This is a genomic window from Aeromonas sp. ASNIH5 (genome assembly GCF_002902865.1).
GTDB lineage: Bacteria > Pseudomonadota > Gammaproteobacteria > Enterobacterales > Aeromonadaceae > Aeromonas > Aeromonas caviae.
Map to the genome: position 1 here is coordinate 2,343,220 of NZ_CP026122.1, position 15,789 is coordinate 2,359,008.

The following is a 15,789-nucleotide window of genomic DNA, read 5'->3' on the forward strand; positions in this document are numbered from 1 at the left end:
GGAGATCAGAGGGTGACCTGGGTGCCAACAGCGCCGCCAGCCAGCAGCTTGAGCAGCTGATCCGGGTAGCGCCAGCTGGCGACACAGACCGGCTTGCCCAGGGTTTCGGCTGCGTGCAGGGCGGCTTTCACCTTGACGGCCATGCCGTCCGTGATAACCCCCTTCTCCATCAGGTCCAGCGCGCTCTGCTTGTCCAGTTGCGGCACCAGCTTGCCTTTGCCATCCAGAATGCCGCTCACATCCGACAGCATCACCAGATCGGCGCCCAGCGCCTCGGCAATGGCGGTGGCCGCCTGATCCGCATTGACGTTCATCATCTGTCCGTCGGCGGTAATGCCGATGGAGCTCACCACCGGCAGGAAGCCCTGCCCCAGGATGCCGGCCACCAGCGCCGGGTTGCCCGGTTTGCAGTCACCGACCGCACCGAGATCCGGATCGAGCTGGGTCACCTGGCACAGACCGCCGTCGGCGAGGCACAGACCCACAGCAGGAATGCCGGTGGAGATGGCCTTGGCCATCATCATCTTGTTGGCGGTCCCGGCCAGGGCACCGGCAATCACGGGGATCTGCTCGAACGGGGTCACCCGCAGGCCGTTCTTCTTGGTGGAGGTCATGCCCAGCCCCTTGAGCAGGTCGTCCACCAGGCAGCCACCACCGTGCACCAGCACCAGAGGACGGTGCTGATCATCCAGGAAGGTCTTCAGGGTGGCGAACAGGGCGGTCAGGGCCTCGTCGTTCTCGATCAGGGCACCACCCAACTTGATTACCAGCGTCTGCTTGTCCATCTTCTCGATCCTTTCTTAAAGCGTTAAATCAGGCCGGTGGCCGGTTCAAAACCAAACTTGATATTTATGCACTGCATGGCTTGCGAGGCGGCCCCCTTGAGCAGGTTGTCGATGGCAGAAACCACCACCAGCATGTTGCCCTGCTGCTGCCAGGCGATGTCGCAGTAGGGTGTGCTCGCCACGCCGCGGATGGAGGGCATCTGGCCGGTGAGGCGTACCAGGGGCTTGCCTTCGTAGGCCTTGAGGTAGGCCTGATCCACCTGGGTGTGCGTCACCCCTTCCGCCAGTTGCACATAGATGGTGGCCAGGATGCCCCGCACATAGTTGCCGAGGTGGGGCTGGAACAGCACCTCCTTGCCGAGGTGGTGGCTGATCTCCGGCTGGTGCCTGTGATTGAAGGTGCCGTAGGGATTGAGGCTCACTTCGCAGAAACTGGTGTTGATGGCGGCCTTGCGACCGGCCCCGGAGACGCCGGAAACCGCATTGATGATGGGCTGCCATCCCTGAGCAATCAGCCCGGCCTGTTGCAGCGGCTTGAGGGCGCACAGGGAGGCGGTCGGGTAGCATCCCGGCACGGCAATCAGCTGGGCGGCCTTGACAGCATCGGCATTCCACTCGGCCAGACCGTAGGCGGCCTGCTCCAGCCACTGCTCATTCTCGTGAGTGAAGCCGTAGAAGGAGGAGTAGAACTGCTGATCGTTGACCCGGAAGGCACCGGAGAGATCGAACACCGGCAACCCCTTGGCCAGGAACTTGGGCGCGAGTTCCGCACTCACCTCGTGAGCAGTGGCCAGCACCACCAGATCGGCCTGGGTCAGGATCCGGGTCATGCCGTCTTCGTCCAGGGGCAGCAGCGGCTGATCCAGCTTGCCCACCCATTGGGGATGCAGGGAAGAGAAGCGCTTGTGGGCGTCCTGGCTGCCGGCGGAAACATAGAGGCCGAACAGCTCGAGTTGTGGATGGTTCTGGACCAGAGCGGCCAGTTCGGCCCCCGCGTAGCCACTGGCACCGACGATAACGGTCTTAAGCATGTTTGAGTATTCCAAGTCTGGGTTCGAAATTCACAGCATGGTGCTGCGGTGCAAGGGGTCGGCTATCGCCCCTTTGATGCAACGAGTGCGGAGGGGCAATTCAGGCGGATATGCGTCGTCGGTTACAGATCAGGTGACAGAACATTAACTTTCCCTTACAACTAGAGGTCTTGTCGATGAGCACTCGAATAGAATATTCATGCACTCACTTTGCATTTGTATTTTCTAACAGAAACACTCCGGGGACGCAAGGAGGAGCTGATGGCCAAACTGGATTTTTTTTCACTTTATAAGAATATTATTGCGATTCCCTCTATCAGCAGCACGGATACTCGCTGGGATCAGAGCAACGAGGCGGTGATCCGGCTGCTGGCCGACTGGTTCGGTCAGCTCGGATTCCAGTGCGAGGTGACGGCCCTGCCGGATCTGCCGGGCAAGTTCAACCTGGTGGCGACCTATGGTCACGGAGAAGGGGGGCTGCTGCTGGCGGGCCACACGGATACGGTTCCCTTCGATGAAGGAGCCTGGACCAAAGACCCCTTCAAGGTGACCGAAGAGGGCAACCGCCTGTACGGGCTCGGCACCATCGACATGAAGGGCTTCTTCGCCTTTATCGTGGAAGCGCTCAAGGAAGTCGACCTCAAGACCCTGAGCAAGCCGCTGCGCATCCTGGCCACCGCCGATGAAGAGACCACCATGGCCGGGGCCCGCGCCATCGCCGCCGCAGCCGAACTCAAACCCGACTACGCGGTGATCGGCGAACCCACCGGGCTGGTGCCCGTGGTGGCCCACAAGGGCCACATGTCGGAAGCCATTCGCATCACAGGCCGAAGCGGCCACAGTTCGGATCCCGCCAACGGCGTCAATGCCATGGAGATCATGCACAAGGCCATGGGTCAGGTGCTCAGGCTCCAGCAGGATTTGAAGGAGAAGTACGCGGATCACCGCTTCGCCGTGCCCCAGCCCACCCTGAACCTCGGCTACATCCAGGGGGGCGACAGCCCAAACCGCATCTGCGGCTGCTGCGAGCTGCACATCGACATGCGTCCCACCCCGCAGGTGGGTCCCGACGAGCTGATGGGCATGTTGAAAGAGGCGCTCTCCCCCATCGAGATCCACCAGCCCGGCTGCCTGCACCTGCAGCACCTGCACGAACCCATTCCGGCCTATGCCTGCCAGGATGACTCCGAGCTGGTGCGGGAGGCGGAAAAGGCGAGCGGCCGGGCCGCCGAGTCCGTGAACTATTGCACCGAAGCCCCCTTTATCCAGCAACTGGGTTGCGAGACCATAGTGATGGGCCCAGGCCATATCACCCAGGCCCACCAGCCCGATGAATACCTGGATCTGTCGTTCGTCAAACCGACCACGGCGGTGCTGCAGCACCTGATCCGGCGCTTCTGCGTCTAGCCAAACAGGGGTGTAAGTAAGTTACATGACAGGCGCCTTGGGACAGGTGAGGGAAATACATGTTCTGAATCGGCTTGTTATTTGACCTTGCGCAGACAATCTGGGTAGATTGTCCCCCTAAGATGACGGAGCATATGTTGTAATCGCACAACAATAAGTGAGGTCGCCTCCCGCCTGGAAGGTCAGGAGGCACCAACAAAATAAGGATGTGGAATGAACGAAAAGTACGCCGCACTACGGGCCAACGTAGGCATGTTGGGCCAACTGCTGGGTAAATCCATCAAGGATCATCAGGGGCAGGCCTTCCTCGACAAGATTGAGACCATTCGCCAACTGGCCAAGTCTTCCCGCAAGGGGAACGAGGCAGACAGAGAGCGCCTGCTCGACACCCTGCGTACCCTCTCCGATGACGAACTGCTGCCCGTGGCCCGTGCCTTCAGCCAGTTCCTCAACCTGGCGAACGTGGCGGAGCAGTTCCACACCATCTCCCGTCGCTGCGAAGAGCAGGTCTGCACCCCGGACCCGCTGGAGCAGATGTTCGACAAGCTGAAAGCCTCCAACCTGTCCCAGGAGGCCATCATCCAGGCCGTGCGCGAGCTGGACATCGATCTGGTGCTGACCGCTCACCCCACCGAGGTGACCCGTCGTACCCTGATCCACAAGCACGTGCAGCTCAACGACTGCCTCGAGGCCCTGGAACTCTCCGATCTGCTGCCCCGCGAGCGGGACAAGATCCAGAGTCGCATCGAGCAACTGGTCAACCAGGCCTGGCACACCAACGAGATCCGCGAACAGCGCCCGACCCCGGTGGACGAAGCCAAGTGGGGCTTCGCCGTGGTGGAAAACAGCCTGTGGCCGGCCATCCCCGAATTCATGCGCAATCTGGACGAGCGCCTGCAACACCATCTGGGTGTGCGGCTGCCGCTGGACGCCGCGCCGGTCAAGTTCACCTCCTGGATGGGCGGTGACCGCGACGGCAACCCCTTCGTCACCGCCAAGGTGACCGCCGAAGTGCTGGAGCTGGGCCGCTGGATGGCGGTGAGCCTGTTCTACAAGGACATCAAGGAGCTCACCTCCGAGCTCTCCATGGCCGATTGCACCGACGCCGTGCGTGCCCGGGTCGGCGACAATCCCGAGCCCTATCGCGCCCTGGTACGCGAGCTGCGCGAGCAACTGCGCGAGACCCAGGAGTACCTGACCGCCAAGGTACAGGGCCAGGCGAGCGAGAGCCGGGATCTGGTCAAGAGCACCGCCCAGCTGCGCGAGCCCCTGGAGCTCTGCTACCACTCCCTGCACGCCTGCGGCATGGGCAACATCGCCGACGGCATGCTGCTGGACGTGCTGCGCAAGCTGGCCTGCTTCGGCATCCACCTGGTCAAGCTGGACATTCGTCAGGATGGCGAGCGTCACGGCCAGGTCTTCTCCGAGCTGACCCGCTACCTGGGTGTGGGCGACTACGCCGAGTGGAGCGAAGAGGACAAGCAGGCCTTCCTGCTGCGCGAGCTGAACTCCCGCCGCCCCCTCATCCCGAGCGACTGGGATCCCAGTGCCGAGACCCGCGAGACCATCGACACCTGTCGCGTCATCGCCCAGCACGACCCCGATGCGTTCGGCATCTACATCATCTCCATGGCCGGTGCCCCGTCCGATGTCTTGGCGGTCCAGCTGTTGCTGAAGGAAGCTGGCTGCAAGTTCCGCATGCCGGTTGCCCCGCTGTTCGAGACCCAGGAAGACCTGATGGCGGGCACCGCCGTGATGGAACGCCTGCTGTCGGTGGACTGGTATCGCGGTTACATCCAGGGCCGTCAGTACGTGATGATCGGCTACTCCGACTCCGCCAAGGATGCGGGCATGATGGCCGCTGGCTGGGCCCAGTACGCCGCCATGGAATCCCTGGTGGCGCTGGCTGAAGCCAACAACATCCGCCTCACCCTGTTCCATGGCCGCGGCGGTACCGTCGGCCGTGGCGGCGCCCCCGCCCATCAGGCGATCCTGTCGCAACCCCCGGGATCCCTGCGCGGCGGCCTGCGGGTCACCGAACAGGGGGAGATGATCCGCTTCAAGTTCGGCCTGCCGAAAGTGGCCATCCAGAGTCTGAACCTCTACACCAGCGCCGTGCTGGAGGGGAACCTGCTGCCGCCGCCCAAGCCGAAAGAGAGCTGGCGCGCCGTCATGGAGCAGCTGGCGTCTGTCTCCTGCGATCACTACCGCAGTATCGTGCGCGGTCACCCGGACTTCGTGCCCTACTTCCGTGCCGCCACCCCGGAGATGGAGCTCGGCAAGCTGCCGCTCGGTTCCCGCCCCGCCAAGCGCAAGCCCAACGGCGGTGTCGAGAGCCTGCGCGCCATCCCCTGGATCTTCGCCTGGACCCAGAACCGGCTGATGCTGCCGGCCTGGCTCGGCGCCCACAAGGGATTGCAACAGGCCATCGACGACGGCCAGAAGAGCGTGCTGGACGAGATGAGCCGCCAGTGGCCCTTCTTCCGCACCCGTCTCGAAATGCTGGAGATGGTGTTCCTCAAGGCCGACCTCTGGCTGGCGGAATACTATGACACCCGCCTGGTGCCGGAGAACCTGTGGGCACTCGGCAAGCAGCTGCGTCAGGAGCTTGCCGACTCCATCGAAGTGGTGCTGAAACTGCGCCCGCAGGGCGACCTGCTGGACGATCAGCCCTGGATCAAGGAGTCTATCAAGCTGCGCAACCCCTACACCGACCCGCTCAACGTGCTGCAGGCCGAGCTGCTCAATCGCTCCCGCAACCACCCGGAGACCCTGCACCCCGAGCTGGATCAGGCGCTGATGGTCACCATCGCCGGCATCGCCGCCGGCATGCGCAACACCGGCTGATCCCGGACCGTTGCAAACAAGGGCGCCCCGGCGCCCTTTTTCGTCTCTGCCGGGCACGGGGATCCCGATATTCCCGCCAGCACAGCCCCCTCTAAGGGAAAAAAGCATCCACAACAAACAGGGCGCCATGATGGCGCCCTGTTTTATTTCGCGATATAGCCTCTCATCAGGATACCTGGTTGCGACCACGACGTTTTGCCTCATAAAGTCGCTGGTCCACGCACTGAAGCCAGTCATCCATGCGCCTGTAACTCATCTGATAGGGGGTGAGCCCCACGCTGATGGTGACGGTGATCGCCTGATGCTGGTACAGGAAGGTGTGCTGCTCCACCTGGTGCCGGATGCGCTCCATGATGGTGTGGGCCTCCTCCAGGGTCGTGCCCCGCAGCAGCAGGATGAACTCCTCCCCGCCAAATCGCGCCACCAGATCCTTGCTGCGCACCGCCTGCATCAGGAGCCCCGCCAGCGACGCCAGCACGGCATCCCCGGCAAGGTGTCCATATACATCATTGATTTGCTTGAAGAAGTCGATGTCTATCAAGGCCAGGCAGCAGGCCTCCCCTTCGGCGGGATGGTGCTGGACGTGATCCAGCAACACGTTTGCCTGCTGGAAAAAGCTGCTGCGGTTGGGCAGCTTGGTCAAGAAGTCGTGCTCGGCGTTGAAGCGCAGCACCCGCTCCATGCGGCTGCGCTCATCCTCCAGGTTGCGGGCGTGGATAAGGGTGCCAAGGGCCGTGGTGAGGGGCTCGAGCAGGCTGACATGGGTCTCGTCAAAGCCACCCGGGCGGTTGGCCAGGGCGATCATGCCGATCGCCTCTCCCTTGTGGCGGATGGGAATGCCGAGGAAGCTCTCCAGGTGCGGATGACCACGGGGGGAGACACCGCGACTGGCTGGATGGCTCGGCAGATCGTTGCAGCACACCAGGGTATTGTGGGTCACCACGTGCCCAAACAGGTTGTCGAGCTTGCTGAAGATGAGCCCGCCCCGGCTCTGGCGCTGCTGCTCATACCAGGCATGGGTCGCCTCATCCCAGGAGACATTGGAGATGGAGGGGACATAGAGACTGGGGCGGCCATCCTCGTACTGGATGATGCCGATGAAACCATAGGAGCTTTCGCTCACGCTCAGCAGCCGCTCGAAGACGGTGTCGCAGGCGGAGCCGAGATTGCGATCGAGCAGAAAACTCTGGTGAGCGGCCACCACGATGTCAAACAGCTGGCTCTGCTGCTCGACCCGCTGCTTGGCCATCACAGCCGAGGTAATGTCGTGCGCCAGCTTGACCACCCCCAGCAGGATGCCTGCCTCGTCGGTCACGGGCATGTAGGTGGCATGGAGCCAGAGGGGGTTGCCACCTTGCCTGACCCGGCGAAACTCCCCCGACTGGATCTCGCCACCCAATACCCTCTGCCAGAAGAGCTCATGCTCGGCCTGCAGATCCGGCGGCAAGAGCATGAGATGGGACTGGCCCACCAGCGCTTCGGGGGGATAGCCCAGCATGTCGCAAAACAGGGGATTGACCGACACCATGCGACCATCGAGATCGAACTCGACCATGCCATAGGCCCGATCAAGGGCGGTCAGCCTGGCGAGGGTCTCATATCGATCCATCGCGTCGATATCGCGAGCGCAAAGTGCTGTGGTATTCATGGCTACGATTCCTTTCGATCGCCGGCGCATTGCATTGGAATGCGGGGACAAGTGCCCAAATCATAGGATCCGGCACCCGGTTACGCTAACACAGGCCCCGATTGGGTGTGAAGACTGGTTCTTGCCACATCCGGCTCCCGGGCGCAGACTGTCTGGCCTTGCCACGGTTCGAGGAGACCCCATGACACCCGCCATCAACTTGCTGAAAAAGCTCAAGATCCCCCACAGGCTCTACCCCTACGAGTGCGAAGCCCACGACGACTTCGGCAAGCATGCCGCTACCCAGCTGGGTCTGCCTGAGGCGCAGGTGTTCAAGACCCTGCTCGCCCATCACGACAAGCAGGCGGTGGTGGCCATCGTGCCCTCCTCGGGCATGTGCAGCCTCAAGCAGCTCGCCAAGGCCACCGGGCTCAAGAAGGTGGAGATGATGAAGCCGGCGGAAGCCGAAAAGCTGACCGGCTACAAGGTGGGCGGTATCAGTCCCCTGGCCCAGAAGAAGCTGCTGCCCACCGTGCTGGACGACTCCGCCATGGCCTTCGACGAGATCCTGGTGAGCGGTGGCAAGCGGGGGCTCTCGGTCGGCGTGGCCCCCGGGGACATGGTCCGGCTGATGAACTGGATTGCGGCCCCCATCGGCGATCATCACGACTGAACAAACAAAAGAGGCGCCATGACTGGCGCCTCTTGCGTCTGGATGTCGGATCTGGCGCCTGTGTGCGAAGGATACCCAAAGCCCCGGCACCGGAAACCGCCCCGTCCCCGCAGGTGATCTGTCGCCCTCAACACGCCGCAGAGCGGCAGGTGGCGGTCAGTTCGGAGAGTCGGCGACGCTGACGCCCGGCATGGTCGAAGTTGCCGTCCTCCAGCCAGCGCTCGAAGCACCCTTTCAGGGCGGGCCACTCTCTGTCGATGACGGAGAACCAGGCCGTATCCCGGTTGTGTCCCTTGTCCACCCGCGCCTGACGGAAGGTCCCCTCATAGTGAAAGCCCAGGCGCAGGGCCGCCTGGCGCGAAGGCAGGTTCAGGGCATTGCACTTCCACTCGTAGCGACGGTATCCCAGAGCAAAGGCATTCGCCATCATCAACACCATGGCCGCCGTCGCCAGCCGTGACTGCTGCATGGCGGGGGAGAAGTGCAGCCAGCCCACCTCGATGCTGCCCGCCAGGGGATCGATGCGCAGGTAACTCGCCAGTCCCAGCGCCCGTCCGCTCCCCTCGTCGATGATGCCGTAGAACTGGGGATCCCGCTTGGTGGCGACCTCCCGCAGCCAGACCCCCATGGCGGCCTCGTCCGCGAAAGGGCCGCTGGTCAGGTAAGTCCACATGGCCCCGCTGTCGGCACCGAACGCCTGCCACAGATCACCCAGGTGGCGCTCGGGATCAAGGGGCTCGAGACGACAGCCCCAGCCATGCAGTGCGCGGTGGGGAGGGAACTCGGCGCCGCGCCATTCTGGCAGCGCACGCCCCAGAGGCTGCCCAAAGTCGTTGAAAAGGGCGGCGCCGGACAGGGAGGCGTCGCCCCCCTCATTGCAACGTTCAACAGGCACAGGCAATTCCCCCTTCCAGCAGCACTCCGGGCTCGCTGCCCGTGGCGACGGCGAAACCGTCCTGGCGCCACCAGTGCAGACCCCCTATCAACTCCTTGACCTCAAACCCGAGGGACGCCAGCTTGTAGGCCCCCTGGGTCGAACCGTTGCAGCCGATGCCGTCGCAATAGCAGACATACACCAGGTTTCGGTCCAGTACCGCCGTGGTCGACGCCGTCATGGTCCTGTGGGGGAAGGAGATGGCGCCGGGAATGTGCCCCTCGGCATAGTGTGCGGGGGAGCGGGTATCGATGACCACGATCCCCGCCGCCCCGGCCAGCAGATCGGCGGCCAGATCCGCCGGATCGGTACGAAACTTCAGCTGGGCCTCGAAAAAGGCGCTGGCTTCAGCGGCCCCTGCCACCCCTGTGCTCAATACATGACTCATCCTGAACGCTCCTGATGACTAGATGACGATCTCTGTGGTGACGACGGTGTTGACCGAGTTGGCGATGAAGCACTCCTCATGGGCCTGGTGGTGCAACTGCTCCAGATCGGCCAGGGCGGGCTCCTGCTCTCCCCCGAAGATCACCCTGGGACGCAGGGTGACCCGGGTCATGGCGAGGCGACCTTGTCCGTTTTTCGCCATGATGCCGACCGCTTCGTCCCGGTAGCTCTCTACCCGATAGCCCGCCTTCGCCGCCAGCCAGAGGAAGGTGAGCATGTGGCAACTGGAGAGGGCCGCCACAAACGCCTCTTCCGGGTCCACATGTTCCGCCACCGAGTAAGGCAGCGGCACCACATGGGGAGAGGAGGAGGCCGGCACTCTGACCCCGCCATCAAACGCCCACTCATGGGCCCGGCTGTAACGCTGATCGACAAAGGGCTCATGCTCCCCCCGCTGCCAACTGATGGTGGCACTGTATTCCGACATGCAGACTCCTTGTGTTGCCAATCCGTGCCGCCTGCTGGCGCCACCCTGTGACCACCAATGTAGCGACAAAATGGCCTTGCCACGCCGACCAATTTTGCCAATATGGGCAGACCAATTTCATCGGGCCGCCACCATGACCATCCACCCCACCCGCTCTGCCCGTCGCTCGCCAGCCCCACAGCCGCGCCATGCCCTGCGGGCAGGATCCCTGCCTCGAAAGAGGCGCAACCCCCGCGCCAACGGGAGCACACCATGACCGTTCTGCCAACGCTCTTCGCCAGCCAGCAGCAAGGGGATCTGCCCCTGCACGAACAACTGGTGCGTACCCTGCGCGAGGCCATCCTGGCGGGCCACCTGCCCCTGCACAGCCGCCTGCCCGCCAGCCGTCTCCTGGCCCGGGATCTCGGTATCTCCCGCAGCACGGTGGAACTGGCCTATGGCCGGCTCGAGGCGGAGGGGTATCTGGTGCGCAAGGTGGGCGCCGGCAGCTTTGTCGCCCTGGCGGCGGTGCGCCCCGCGCCGCGCCCGCCCCAGTCAGCGGCGGGCCTCTCCCGTCGCGGTCAGGAGATGGCCCTGGGTGGCGCCTGTCACGACGTGCCCGAGGTGGGCACCACCTTTGCTTCCAGCCAGCCGGATCCCCGCCTCTTCCCCCAGGCACTCTGGGGTCGGCTGATGCAGCAACAGTGGCGCCAGCGCGCCAGCGACTGGATGAACTACGGGGATCCCCAGGGGCTTGGGGAACTTCGCGCCGCCATCAGCAGCTATCTGGTGCAGTCACGCGGCGTGGTGTGCGAGCCGGATCAGATCCTGATCCTCACCAGCTCCCAGCAGGGGATCCTGCTGGCGACCCAGTTGCTCATCGATGCCGGTGACACCGTCTGGGTGGAAGACCCCGGTTATCCCGGGGCTCGCACCGCCATGGAGAGCGCCGGTGCCCGGGTGCATCCGGTGCCGGTGGATGAAGAGGGGCTCAACCCTCATGGGGATCATCCTGCACCACGCCTCATCTACTGCACCCCGGCACACCAGTATCCCCTTGGCGTCCCCATGAGCCTGCCCCGCCGCATGGCGCTGCTGGCCGAGGCAGAGCGTCACGGCGCCTGGATCCTGGAGGACGATTACGACGGGGAGTACCAGTATGATCAGCGTCCCCTGCCCGCCCTGCAGGGGCTCGACGGCCAGGGGCGGGTGATCTATGTGGGCACCTTCAGCAAGGTGCTGTTCGGCTCGCTGCGCCTCGCCTACCTGGTGCTGCCCAGGCCGCTGATGGACTCCTTCTGCCGCGCCCGGGCCGCCGTCGACGGCCACAGCAACCAGTTGCAGCAAGCAGTCACGGCAGACTTCATCCGGGGCGAGCACTTCGCCACCCACCTGCGCCAGAGCCGCCTCCTCTACCAGAGCAGACGGGATCTGCTGCTGGCGGAACTGGCAGAGCACTGCCCGGGGCTTACTCCCATCCACAGCGGCGCCGGCCTGCAGTGCGCCGTGCTGCTGCCCCCCGGTGGCGAGGCGCGCTGGACCGATGCCGCCAACGCCTGCGGGCTGGGGCTGCGCCATCTGGGCCAGTTCTACCTGGGCCCGCAGACACTGGAAGGGTGGCTGCTCGGCTTTGGCTGCCTCGACAACCAGACGCTGCGCCAGCTATGTCGTCGCCTGGGTCTCTTGATGAAATCCGCATGACCCCCTTCTCAAGAGGTCAGATTTGCCAGAGCCTGATAGCGCTGTGTCGACGGGAATGGCCCGTCTATACTGGGCACAATCCCGTTGCCGAACCCGGTCAAGATGCATCGAATCCTGCTCCTTTTGCTCGCCCTCTCCCTCCCGTCCCTCACGATGGCGGCCACCCGCTTCACCCTGATCACCGGGGAAACCCAACAGGATGTCCGCATGAATTATTACCGGGCGGCGATGCGGCTGGCGCTGGAGAAAACACGGCCCGATTACGGCGACTATGAACTGCTCGACGCCATCAGGATGAACAAGGCGAGGATGCGGCTCGAAGTGCAAACGCCGGGCAAGAATGCCCTCTTCATCGTCGACAGCTGGCCCCAGGAGATCCCTCAACCCGGCGTCACCCTGGTCCCCTTCCCCATCGATCTGGGTGTGCTCGGCTACCGGGTCTGTTTTGTCGGCAGCGCCCGTGCCCAGGCCCTGGCCGGGGTTCACACCCTGTCCCAGTTGCAGCAGTTCACGCAAGGGGTGGGCACCGGCTGGCGGGATGCCGACATCCTGCGCTACAACGGCTTCAGGGTGCAGGAGGTGGATAACTATGAGTCACTGTTTCGCCTGGTGGCCCGTGGCCGGATCGATCTCTTCTGCCGTGGTGCCAACGAGATATTGAGCGAGTGGAAAAACCACAGACCCGGCCTGCCGGGGCTGACCGTGGATAGCCATGTCGCCCTCTTCTATCCGCTCATCCACTCCCTCTACAGCCACGCCACCTACAGCAAGGAGCGCGAGCGCCTTTTGCGCGGCCTGCAACTGGCCTGGAAAGATGGCTCCCTGCAGCGCCTCTGGCGCCATCATTTCCAGCCTTCCCTGGTCTTTGCCCGGCTCGATTCACGCCAGATCTTCCGGCTGACCAACCCGCAGTTGCCCGACGAGATCACCGACTACCGCTCCTATCTCTATGACCCGATGAGGGATGACTTTGGCATCGCTCCCTGACTGGCTCGCCGGTTCTCCCCTGTCAGGCAGGCTCCCCTTGCGCACTCTCTGCCTGGCGCTGCTGCTCTGGTTGCTGCCGACCTGCGTCATGGCCGCCCCCGGCAGCATTCGAGCCTGCATGGAGAACAGTGATTCGCCTCCCTGGTTGCTGATGTCCGGCGAGGGGATAGTGCAGTTCCACCTCAAGGAGGTGGCAAACCGGATCGGGCACCCCATCATTCTCACCCCCCTTCCCTGGAAACGCTGCCTCTCCCTCGTCAGCCAGGGCCAGCTCGATGCCGCCGTCAAGCTGAGCTACAGCGAAGAGCGTGCTCGCACCATAGGGGTCTATCCCATGCGACACGGAGCACCTGATCCCGCCAAGCGCCTGCTCACCGAGAGCTACAGCCTCTACCAGCCAAAAGGCGGACAGGTTCGCTGGGATGGCCGGCAACTCGTCGCCCATGGCGTCATTGCGGCGCAATCCGGCTTCTCCATCGTCGCCCAGCTGCAGGAGAGCGGTGTCAGGGTGGATGACTCCAGCAGGGAGCCACTGATCCTGCTCAAGAAGGTCGCGATGCAGCGCGCCGTTGCCGCCGCCCTGCAAACCGGGGTCGCAGAACGGACCCTGGCCGCCCACCCGCAGCTGCAGGCCACACTCGAGCGAATCACCCCTCCCCTGGTCGAAAAACCCTACTACCTCATCTTCTCCCACCCCTTCCATCAGGCCCACCCCGATCTCAGCCAACAGGTGTGGGACGAGATTGAGGAGGTGCGACACTCCGCAGCCTATGCCCGCTTCGTCACAGGCATGGCGTCACCGGGGACCCCCTAACCCCAGCCCCCCCTCCCTCAGCCCTGCTCGCAGCACAGGGCAAGCCAGGCCTCGGCGGTGCGGGAGAGGTAGCGATCCCCTGGCCAGATCACCCCGAGCCGCCAGCTCAGCGCCGGGGCCAGAGGGCGCAACACCAGCCCATCCGGCGTCAGCCGCCGACAGATGGGCTCCGGCAGGAAAGCGACCCCCATGCCGCTTCGCACCATGGCAGTGAGAAAGTCCCACTGGCTGCTGCGGGCCGCCACCTGAGGCACGAACCCGGCTTGCTCGCAGGCCTGCTCCAGCCGCTCGCTCAGGGTGAAGGCCTGGGTATAGAGCAGGAAGGGTTCGTCCCGCAGAGCCTCCAGCCGGATCTCGCCCCCCTCGCGCCAGCGGGGCAGGTCCGGTAGCACCACCCGGATGGGGTAACTGTCCAGATCCAGGGCGCAGAGGGCCCCCTCTTCCCTGGTCGGCAGCATGGTGATGGCGAGATCCAGCTCCCCCGCCAGCACCGCCTGCTCGATGCGCCGCCCGCCATATTCGACGATGGAGAGCTCCACACCGGGGTAGCGGCTGCGATAGGTACGGATGAGATCCGCATAGACATGGCCCACCATGGGCGGGATGCCGAGGGCAAGACGCCCGGATTGCAGGCTCTGCAGATCCGCCAGCTCCGCCTCCAGCTGCTGCATCTCCGCCAGGATGGTCTGGGCCCGATTGAACAGCACCTGGCCGCTGTCGGTCAGGGTGAAGCGGCGGCCGACCCGGCTCAGCAGGGGCTGGCCCAGCTCCTCTTCCATGTTGCGGATCATTTTGCTGATGGTGGGCTGGGTGACGAACAGCTTCTCGGAGGCGCGGGTGAAGCTCTGCTCCCGCACCAGCTCGACGAAGTAACGCAGGGCTCGAATATCCATGGTGCTCTCTTGACGGGGATGGCTGGCTAAATCATGCCTCTTTGGCATGATTTTGATAATTTAAATTCATTTTTTGCAGGTTTTGTCCCTCTCTATACTGTGAGCAGGTTCACAGAAAGACGCTTGCCATGAAAACCCTCTGCCTTCGCTGGTTGCAAACCCCCTTCCAAATCGCCCTGCTGGCGGCCATCTGGTTGCTGGCCGACATCGCAGTGCGCACATTGCACCTGCCCCTGCCCGCCAACCTCACCGGCATGTTGCTGCTGCTGGTCTGCATCCTGCTCGGGGTGGTCAAGGCCCAGTGGTTCAGTGCCGGGGCCCGCTGGCTGCTGGCGGAGATGCTGCTCTTCTTCGTCCCTGCCGTGGTGGCCGTGGTCAACTATCAGGAGCTGCTGCTGCAGGAGGGGTGGCGCATCATGGTGGTCCTGATCGTCAGCACCGTGCTGGTGCTCGGCACCACGGCGCTGGTGGTGGACAGGGTCTATCGCCTCGAGCTGAAGCTGGCCCGCCGGAGTCGCCGCCATGTCTGACACCCTGCTCGGCCTGCTCTGCTTCGCCCTGACCCTGCTCTTCTACTACGCCAGCAAGTGGCTCTATGGCAAAAAGCGCATCCTGCCCCTGATGCCGCTGCTGCTGGCCCCCACCCTGCTGGTGGCCGTGGTGATGTTGTTCCACATTCCCTACCGGGACTACATGGCCGAATCCCACTGGCTGCTCTGGCTGCTGGGCCCTGCCACCGTCGCCTTCGCGGTGCCCGTCTACGAGAATCGCCAGCTGATGCGCCGCCACTGGCTTTCCCTCTCGGTCGGGGTCGTGGCGTCCGTGGTGATGGCGGTGGGCAGCACTGTGCTGCTGGCCCGCTGGCTCAACCTCTCCGAGCTGTTGCAGCGCAGCATGGCCATGAGATCCATCACCACCCCCTTCGCGGTGGAGGCGACCCGTTCCGTGGGTGGCAACGCCGATCTCACCGCCCTGTTCGTGGTGCTGACCGGCGTCATCGGCATGGCGGTGGGAGAAAGCGTGCTCACCGTGCTCGCCATCCGCAGCCGCCTCGGCAAGGGCGCGGGCTTTGGTGCCTCGGCCCACGGGGCCGGGACAGCCAGGGCCTATCAGATGGGCAACGAGGAGGGGGTGGTCTCCAGCATGGTAATGATGATAGCCGGCATGGCCACCGTGCTGCTCGCCCCCCTTCTGGGCAGGCTGTTCTGGTAACACCTCCACCCGATAACAGAAGAGG

General features: G+C 64.0%; 15 protein-coding genes. 8 read left to right on the top strand and 7 right to left on the bottom strand.

Annotated features, from left to right (window positions below; genetic code table 11):
- Positions 1-5: 5 nt before the first annotated feature.
- Together argB and argC are read right to left on the bottom strand one after the other, a co-directional pair.
- Positions 6-785, bottom strand: coding sequence for an acetylglutamate kinase (gene argB / locus C2U30_RS10815; RefSeq protein ID WP_010675689.1), 780 nt, complete (start codon positions 783-785; stop codon positions 6-8).
- 23 nt (positions 786-808) lie between these two features.
- Positions 809-1,816 (bottom strand): N-acetyl-gamma-glutamyl-phosphate reductase, encoded by a 1,008-nt coding sequence (gene argC, locus C2U30_RS10820; RefSeq protein WP_042864921.1) that lies wholly within the window; start codon positions 1,814-1,816, stop codon positions 809-811.
- A gap of 261 nt (positions 1,817-2,077) precedes the next feature.
- On the opposite strand from argC, the gene argE reads away from it, so the two are divergent.
- The gene (gene argE / locus C2U30_RS10825) at positions 2,078-3,223 is read left to right on the top strand and encodes an acetylornithine deacetylase (RefSeq protein ID WP_103243737.1); all 1,146 of its coding nucleotides are present in this window, start codon (positions 2,078-2,080) and stop codon (positions 3,221-3,223) included.
- Between the two features lie 213 nt (positions 3,224-3,436).
- Entirely contained in the window at positions 3,437-6,070 is a 2,634-nt protein-coding gene (gene ppc / locus C2U30_RS10830) for a phosphoenolpyruvate carboxylase (RefSeq protein WP_010675692.1), read from the top strand.
- A gap of 166 nt (positions 6,071-6,236) precedes the next feature.
- Here ppc and C2U30_RS10835 read toward each other — a convergent pair whose 3' ends face one another.
- Positions 6,237-7,718 (bottom strand): GGDEF domain-containing protein, encoded by a 1,482-nt coding sequence (locus tag C2U30_RS10835; protein WP_069651918.1) that lies wholly within the window; start codon positions 7,716-7,718, stop codon positions 6,237-6,239.
- Between the two features lie 181 nt (positions 7,719-7,899).
- Here C2U30_RS10835 and ybaK point away from each other — a divergent pair, with 181 nt between their 5' ends.
- Positions 7,900-8,370, top strand: a complete 471-nt coding sequence (gene ybaK / locus C2U30_RS10840; protein ID WP_010675694.1) for a Cys-tRNA(Pro) deacylase — start codon at positions 7,900-7,902, stop codon at positions 8,368-8,370.
- Between the two features lie 127 nt (positions 8,371-8,497).
- Here ybaK and C2U30_RS10845 read toward each other — a convergent pair whose 3' ends face one another.
- From C2U30_RS10845 to C2U30_RS10855, 3 genes are read right to left on the bottom strand one after another with little or no spacing between them, the layout of a single operon-like run.
- Positions 8,498-9,226 (bottom strand): GNAT family N-acetyltransferase, encoded by a 729-nt coding sequence (locus C2U30_RS10845; RefSeq protein WP_103244685.1) that lies wholly within the window; start codon positions 9,224-9,226, stop codon positions 8,498-8,500.
- A gap of 28 nt (positions 9,227-9,254) precedes the next feature.
- A complete protein-coding gene (locus C2U30_RS10850) occupies positions 9,255-9,692 on the bottom strand; it encodes a rhodanese-like domain-containing protein (RefSeq protein ID WP_042878345.1) in 438 nt (145 codons plus the stop codon).
- A gap of 18 nt (positions 9,693-9,710) precedes the next feature.
- Positions 9,711-10,178, bottom strand: coding sequence for an OsmC family protein (locus tag C2U30_RS10855; protein WP_010675697.1), 468 nt, complete (start codon positions 10,176-10,178; stop codon positions 9,711-9,713).
- Between the two features lie 252 nt (positions 10,179-10,430).
- Between C2U30_RS10855 and pdxR the strand changes: the two genes are divergently transcribed.
- The 3 genes from pdxR to C2U30_RS10870 all read left to right on the top strand — a co-directional run bounded on the left by pdxR (position 10,431) and on the right by C2U30_RS10870 (position 13,659).
- Positions 10,431-11,858 carry a MocR-like pyridoxine biosynthesis transcription factor PdxR gene (gene pdxR, locus C2U30_RS10860; protein WP_103243738.1) on the top strand — a complete coding sequence of 476 codons (1,428 nt, stop codon included), beginning with the start codon at positions 10,431-10,433 and terminating at the stop codon, positions 11,856-11,858.
- Between the two features lie 102 nt (positions 11,859-11,960).
- Positions 11,961-12,845, top strand: coding sequence for a hypothetical protein (locus C2U30_RS10865; RefSeq protein WP_233721108.1), 885 nt, complete (start codon positions 11,961-11,963; stop codon positions 12,843-12,845).
- Positions 12,829-13,659 (top strand): substrate-binding periplasmic protein, encoded by an 831-nt coding sequence (locus tag C2U30_RS10870; protein ID WP_223933103.1) that lies wholly within the window; start codon positions 12,829-12,831, stop codon positions 13,657-13,659. Before C2U30_RS10865 ends, C2U30_RS10870 begins: the two co-directional genes overlap by 17 nt.
- Before the next feature lie 17 nt (positions 13,660-13,676).
- Here the strand turns inward: C2U30_RS10870 and C2U30_RS10875 are convergent, their stop codons facing one another.
- Positions 13,677-14,552 (bottom strand): LysR family transcriptional regulator, encoded by an 876-nt coding sequence (locus tag C2U30_RS10875; protein WP_103243739.1) that lies wholly within the window; start codon positions 14,550-14,552, stop codon positions 13,677-13,679.
- A gap of 128 nt (positions 14,553-14,680) precedes the next feature.
- On the opposite strand from C2U30_RS10875, the gene C2U30_RS10880 reads away from it, so the two are divergent.
- Together C2U30_RS10880 and C2U30_RS10885 are read left to right on the top strand one after the other, a co-directional pair.
- A complete protein-coding gene (locus tag C2U30_RS10880) occupies positions 14,681-15,082 on the top strand; it encodes a CidA/LrgA family protein (protein WP_039040574.1) in 402 nt (133 codons plus the stop codon).
- The gene (locus tag C2U30_RS10885) at positions 15,075-15,764 is read left to right on the top strand and encodes an LrgB family protein (protein WP_010675703.1); all 690 of its coding nucleotides are present in this window, start codon (positions 15,075-15,077) and stop codon (positions 15,762-15,764) included. The genes C2U30_RS10880 and C2U30_RS10885 overlap by 8 nt, the downstream gene beginning before the upstream one ends.
- The last annotated feature ends 25 nt before the right edge of the window (positions 15,765-15,789 follow it).

What these genes read in the sequence shown, in the direction of transcription:
- ppc (WP_010675692.1), top strand. Translation starts at nt 3,437, where the DNA reads ATGAACGAAAAGTACGCCGCACTACGGGCCAACGTAGGCATGTTGGGC.
- C2U30_RS10855 (WP_010675697.1), bottom strand. Translation starts at nt 10,178, where the DNA reads ATGTCGGAATACAGTGCCACCATCAGTTGGCAGCGGGGGGAGCATGAG.
- C2U30_RS10850 (WP_042878345.1), bottom strand. Translation starts at nt 9,692, where the DNA reads ATGAGTCATGTATTGAGCACAGGGGTGGCAGGGGCCGCTGAAGCCAGC.
- C2U30_RS10865 (WP_233721108.1), top strand. Translation starts at nt 11,961, where the DNA reads ATGCATCGAATCCTGCTCCTTTTGCTCGCCCTCTCCCTCCCGTCCCTC.
- ybaK (WP_010675694.1), top strand. Translation starts at nt 7,900, where the DNA reads ATGACACCCGCCATCAACTTGCTGAAAAAGCTCAAGATCCCCCACAGG.
- C2U30_RS10835 (WP_069651918.1), bottom strand. Translation starts at nt 7,718, where the DNA reads ATGAATACCACAGCACTTTGCGCTCGCGATATCGACGCGATGGATCGA.
- argB (WP_010675689.1), bottom strand. Translation starts at nt 785, where the DNA reads ATGGACAAGCAGACGCTGGTAATCAAGTTGGGTGGTGCCCTGATCGAG.
- argE (WP_103243737.1), top strand. Translation starts at nt 2,078, where the DNA reads ATGGCCAAACTGGATTTTTTTTCACTTTATAAGAATATTATTGCGATT.
- C2U30_RS10875 (WP_103243739.1), bottom strand. Translation starts at nt 14,552, where the DNA reads ATGGATATTCGAGCCCTGCGTTACTTCGTCGAGCTGGTGCGGGAGCAG.
- C2U30_RS10885 (WP_010675703.1), top strand. Translation starts at nt 15,075, where the DNA reads ATGTCTGACACCCTGCTCGGCCTGCTCTGCTTCGCCCTGACCCTGCTC.
- pdxR (WP_103243738.1), top strand. Translation starts at nt 10,431, where the DNA reads ATGACCGTTCTGCCAACGCTCTTCGCCAGCCAGCAGCAAGGGGATCTG.
- C2U30_RS10880 (WP_039040574.1), top strand. Translation starts at nt 14,681, where the DNA reads ATGAAAACCCTCTGCCTTCGCTGGTTGCAAACCCCCTTCCAAATCGCC.
- argC (WP_042864921.1), bottom strand. Translation starts at nt 1,816, where the DNA reads ATGCTTAAGACCGTTATCGTCGGTGCCAGTGGCTACGCGGGGGCCGAA.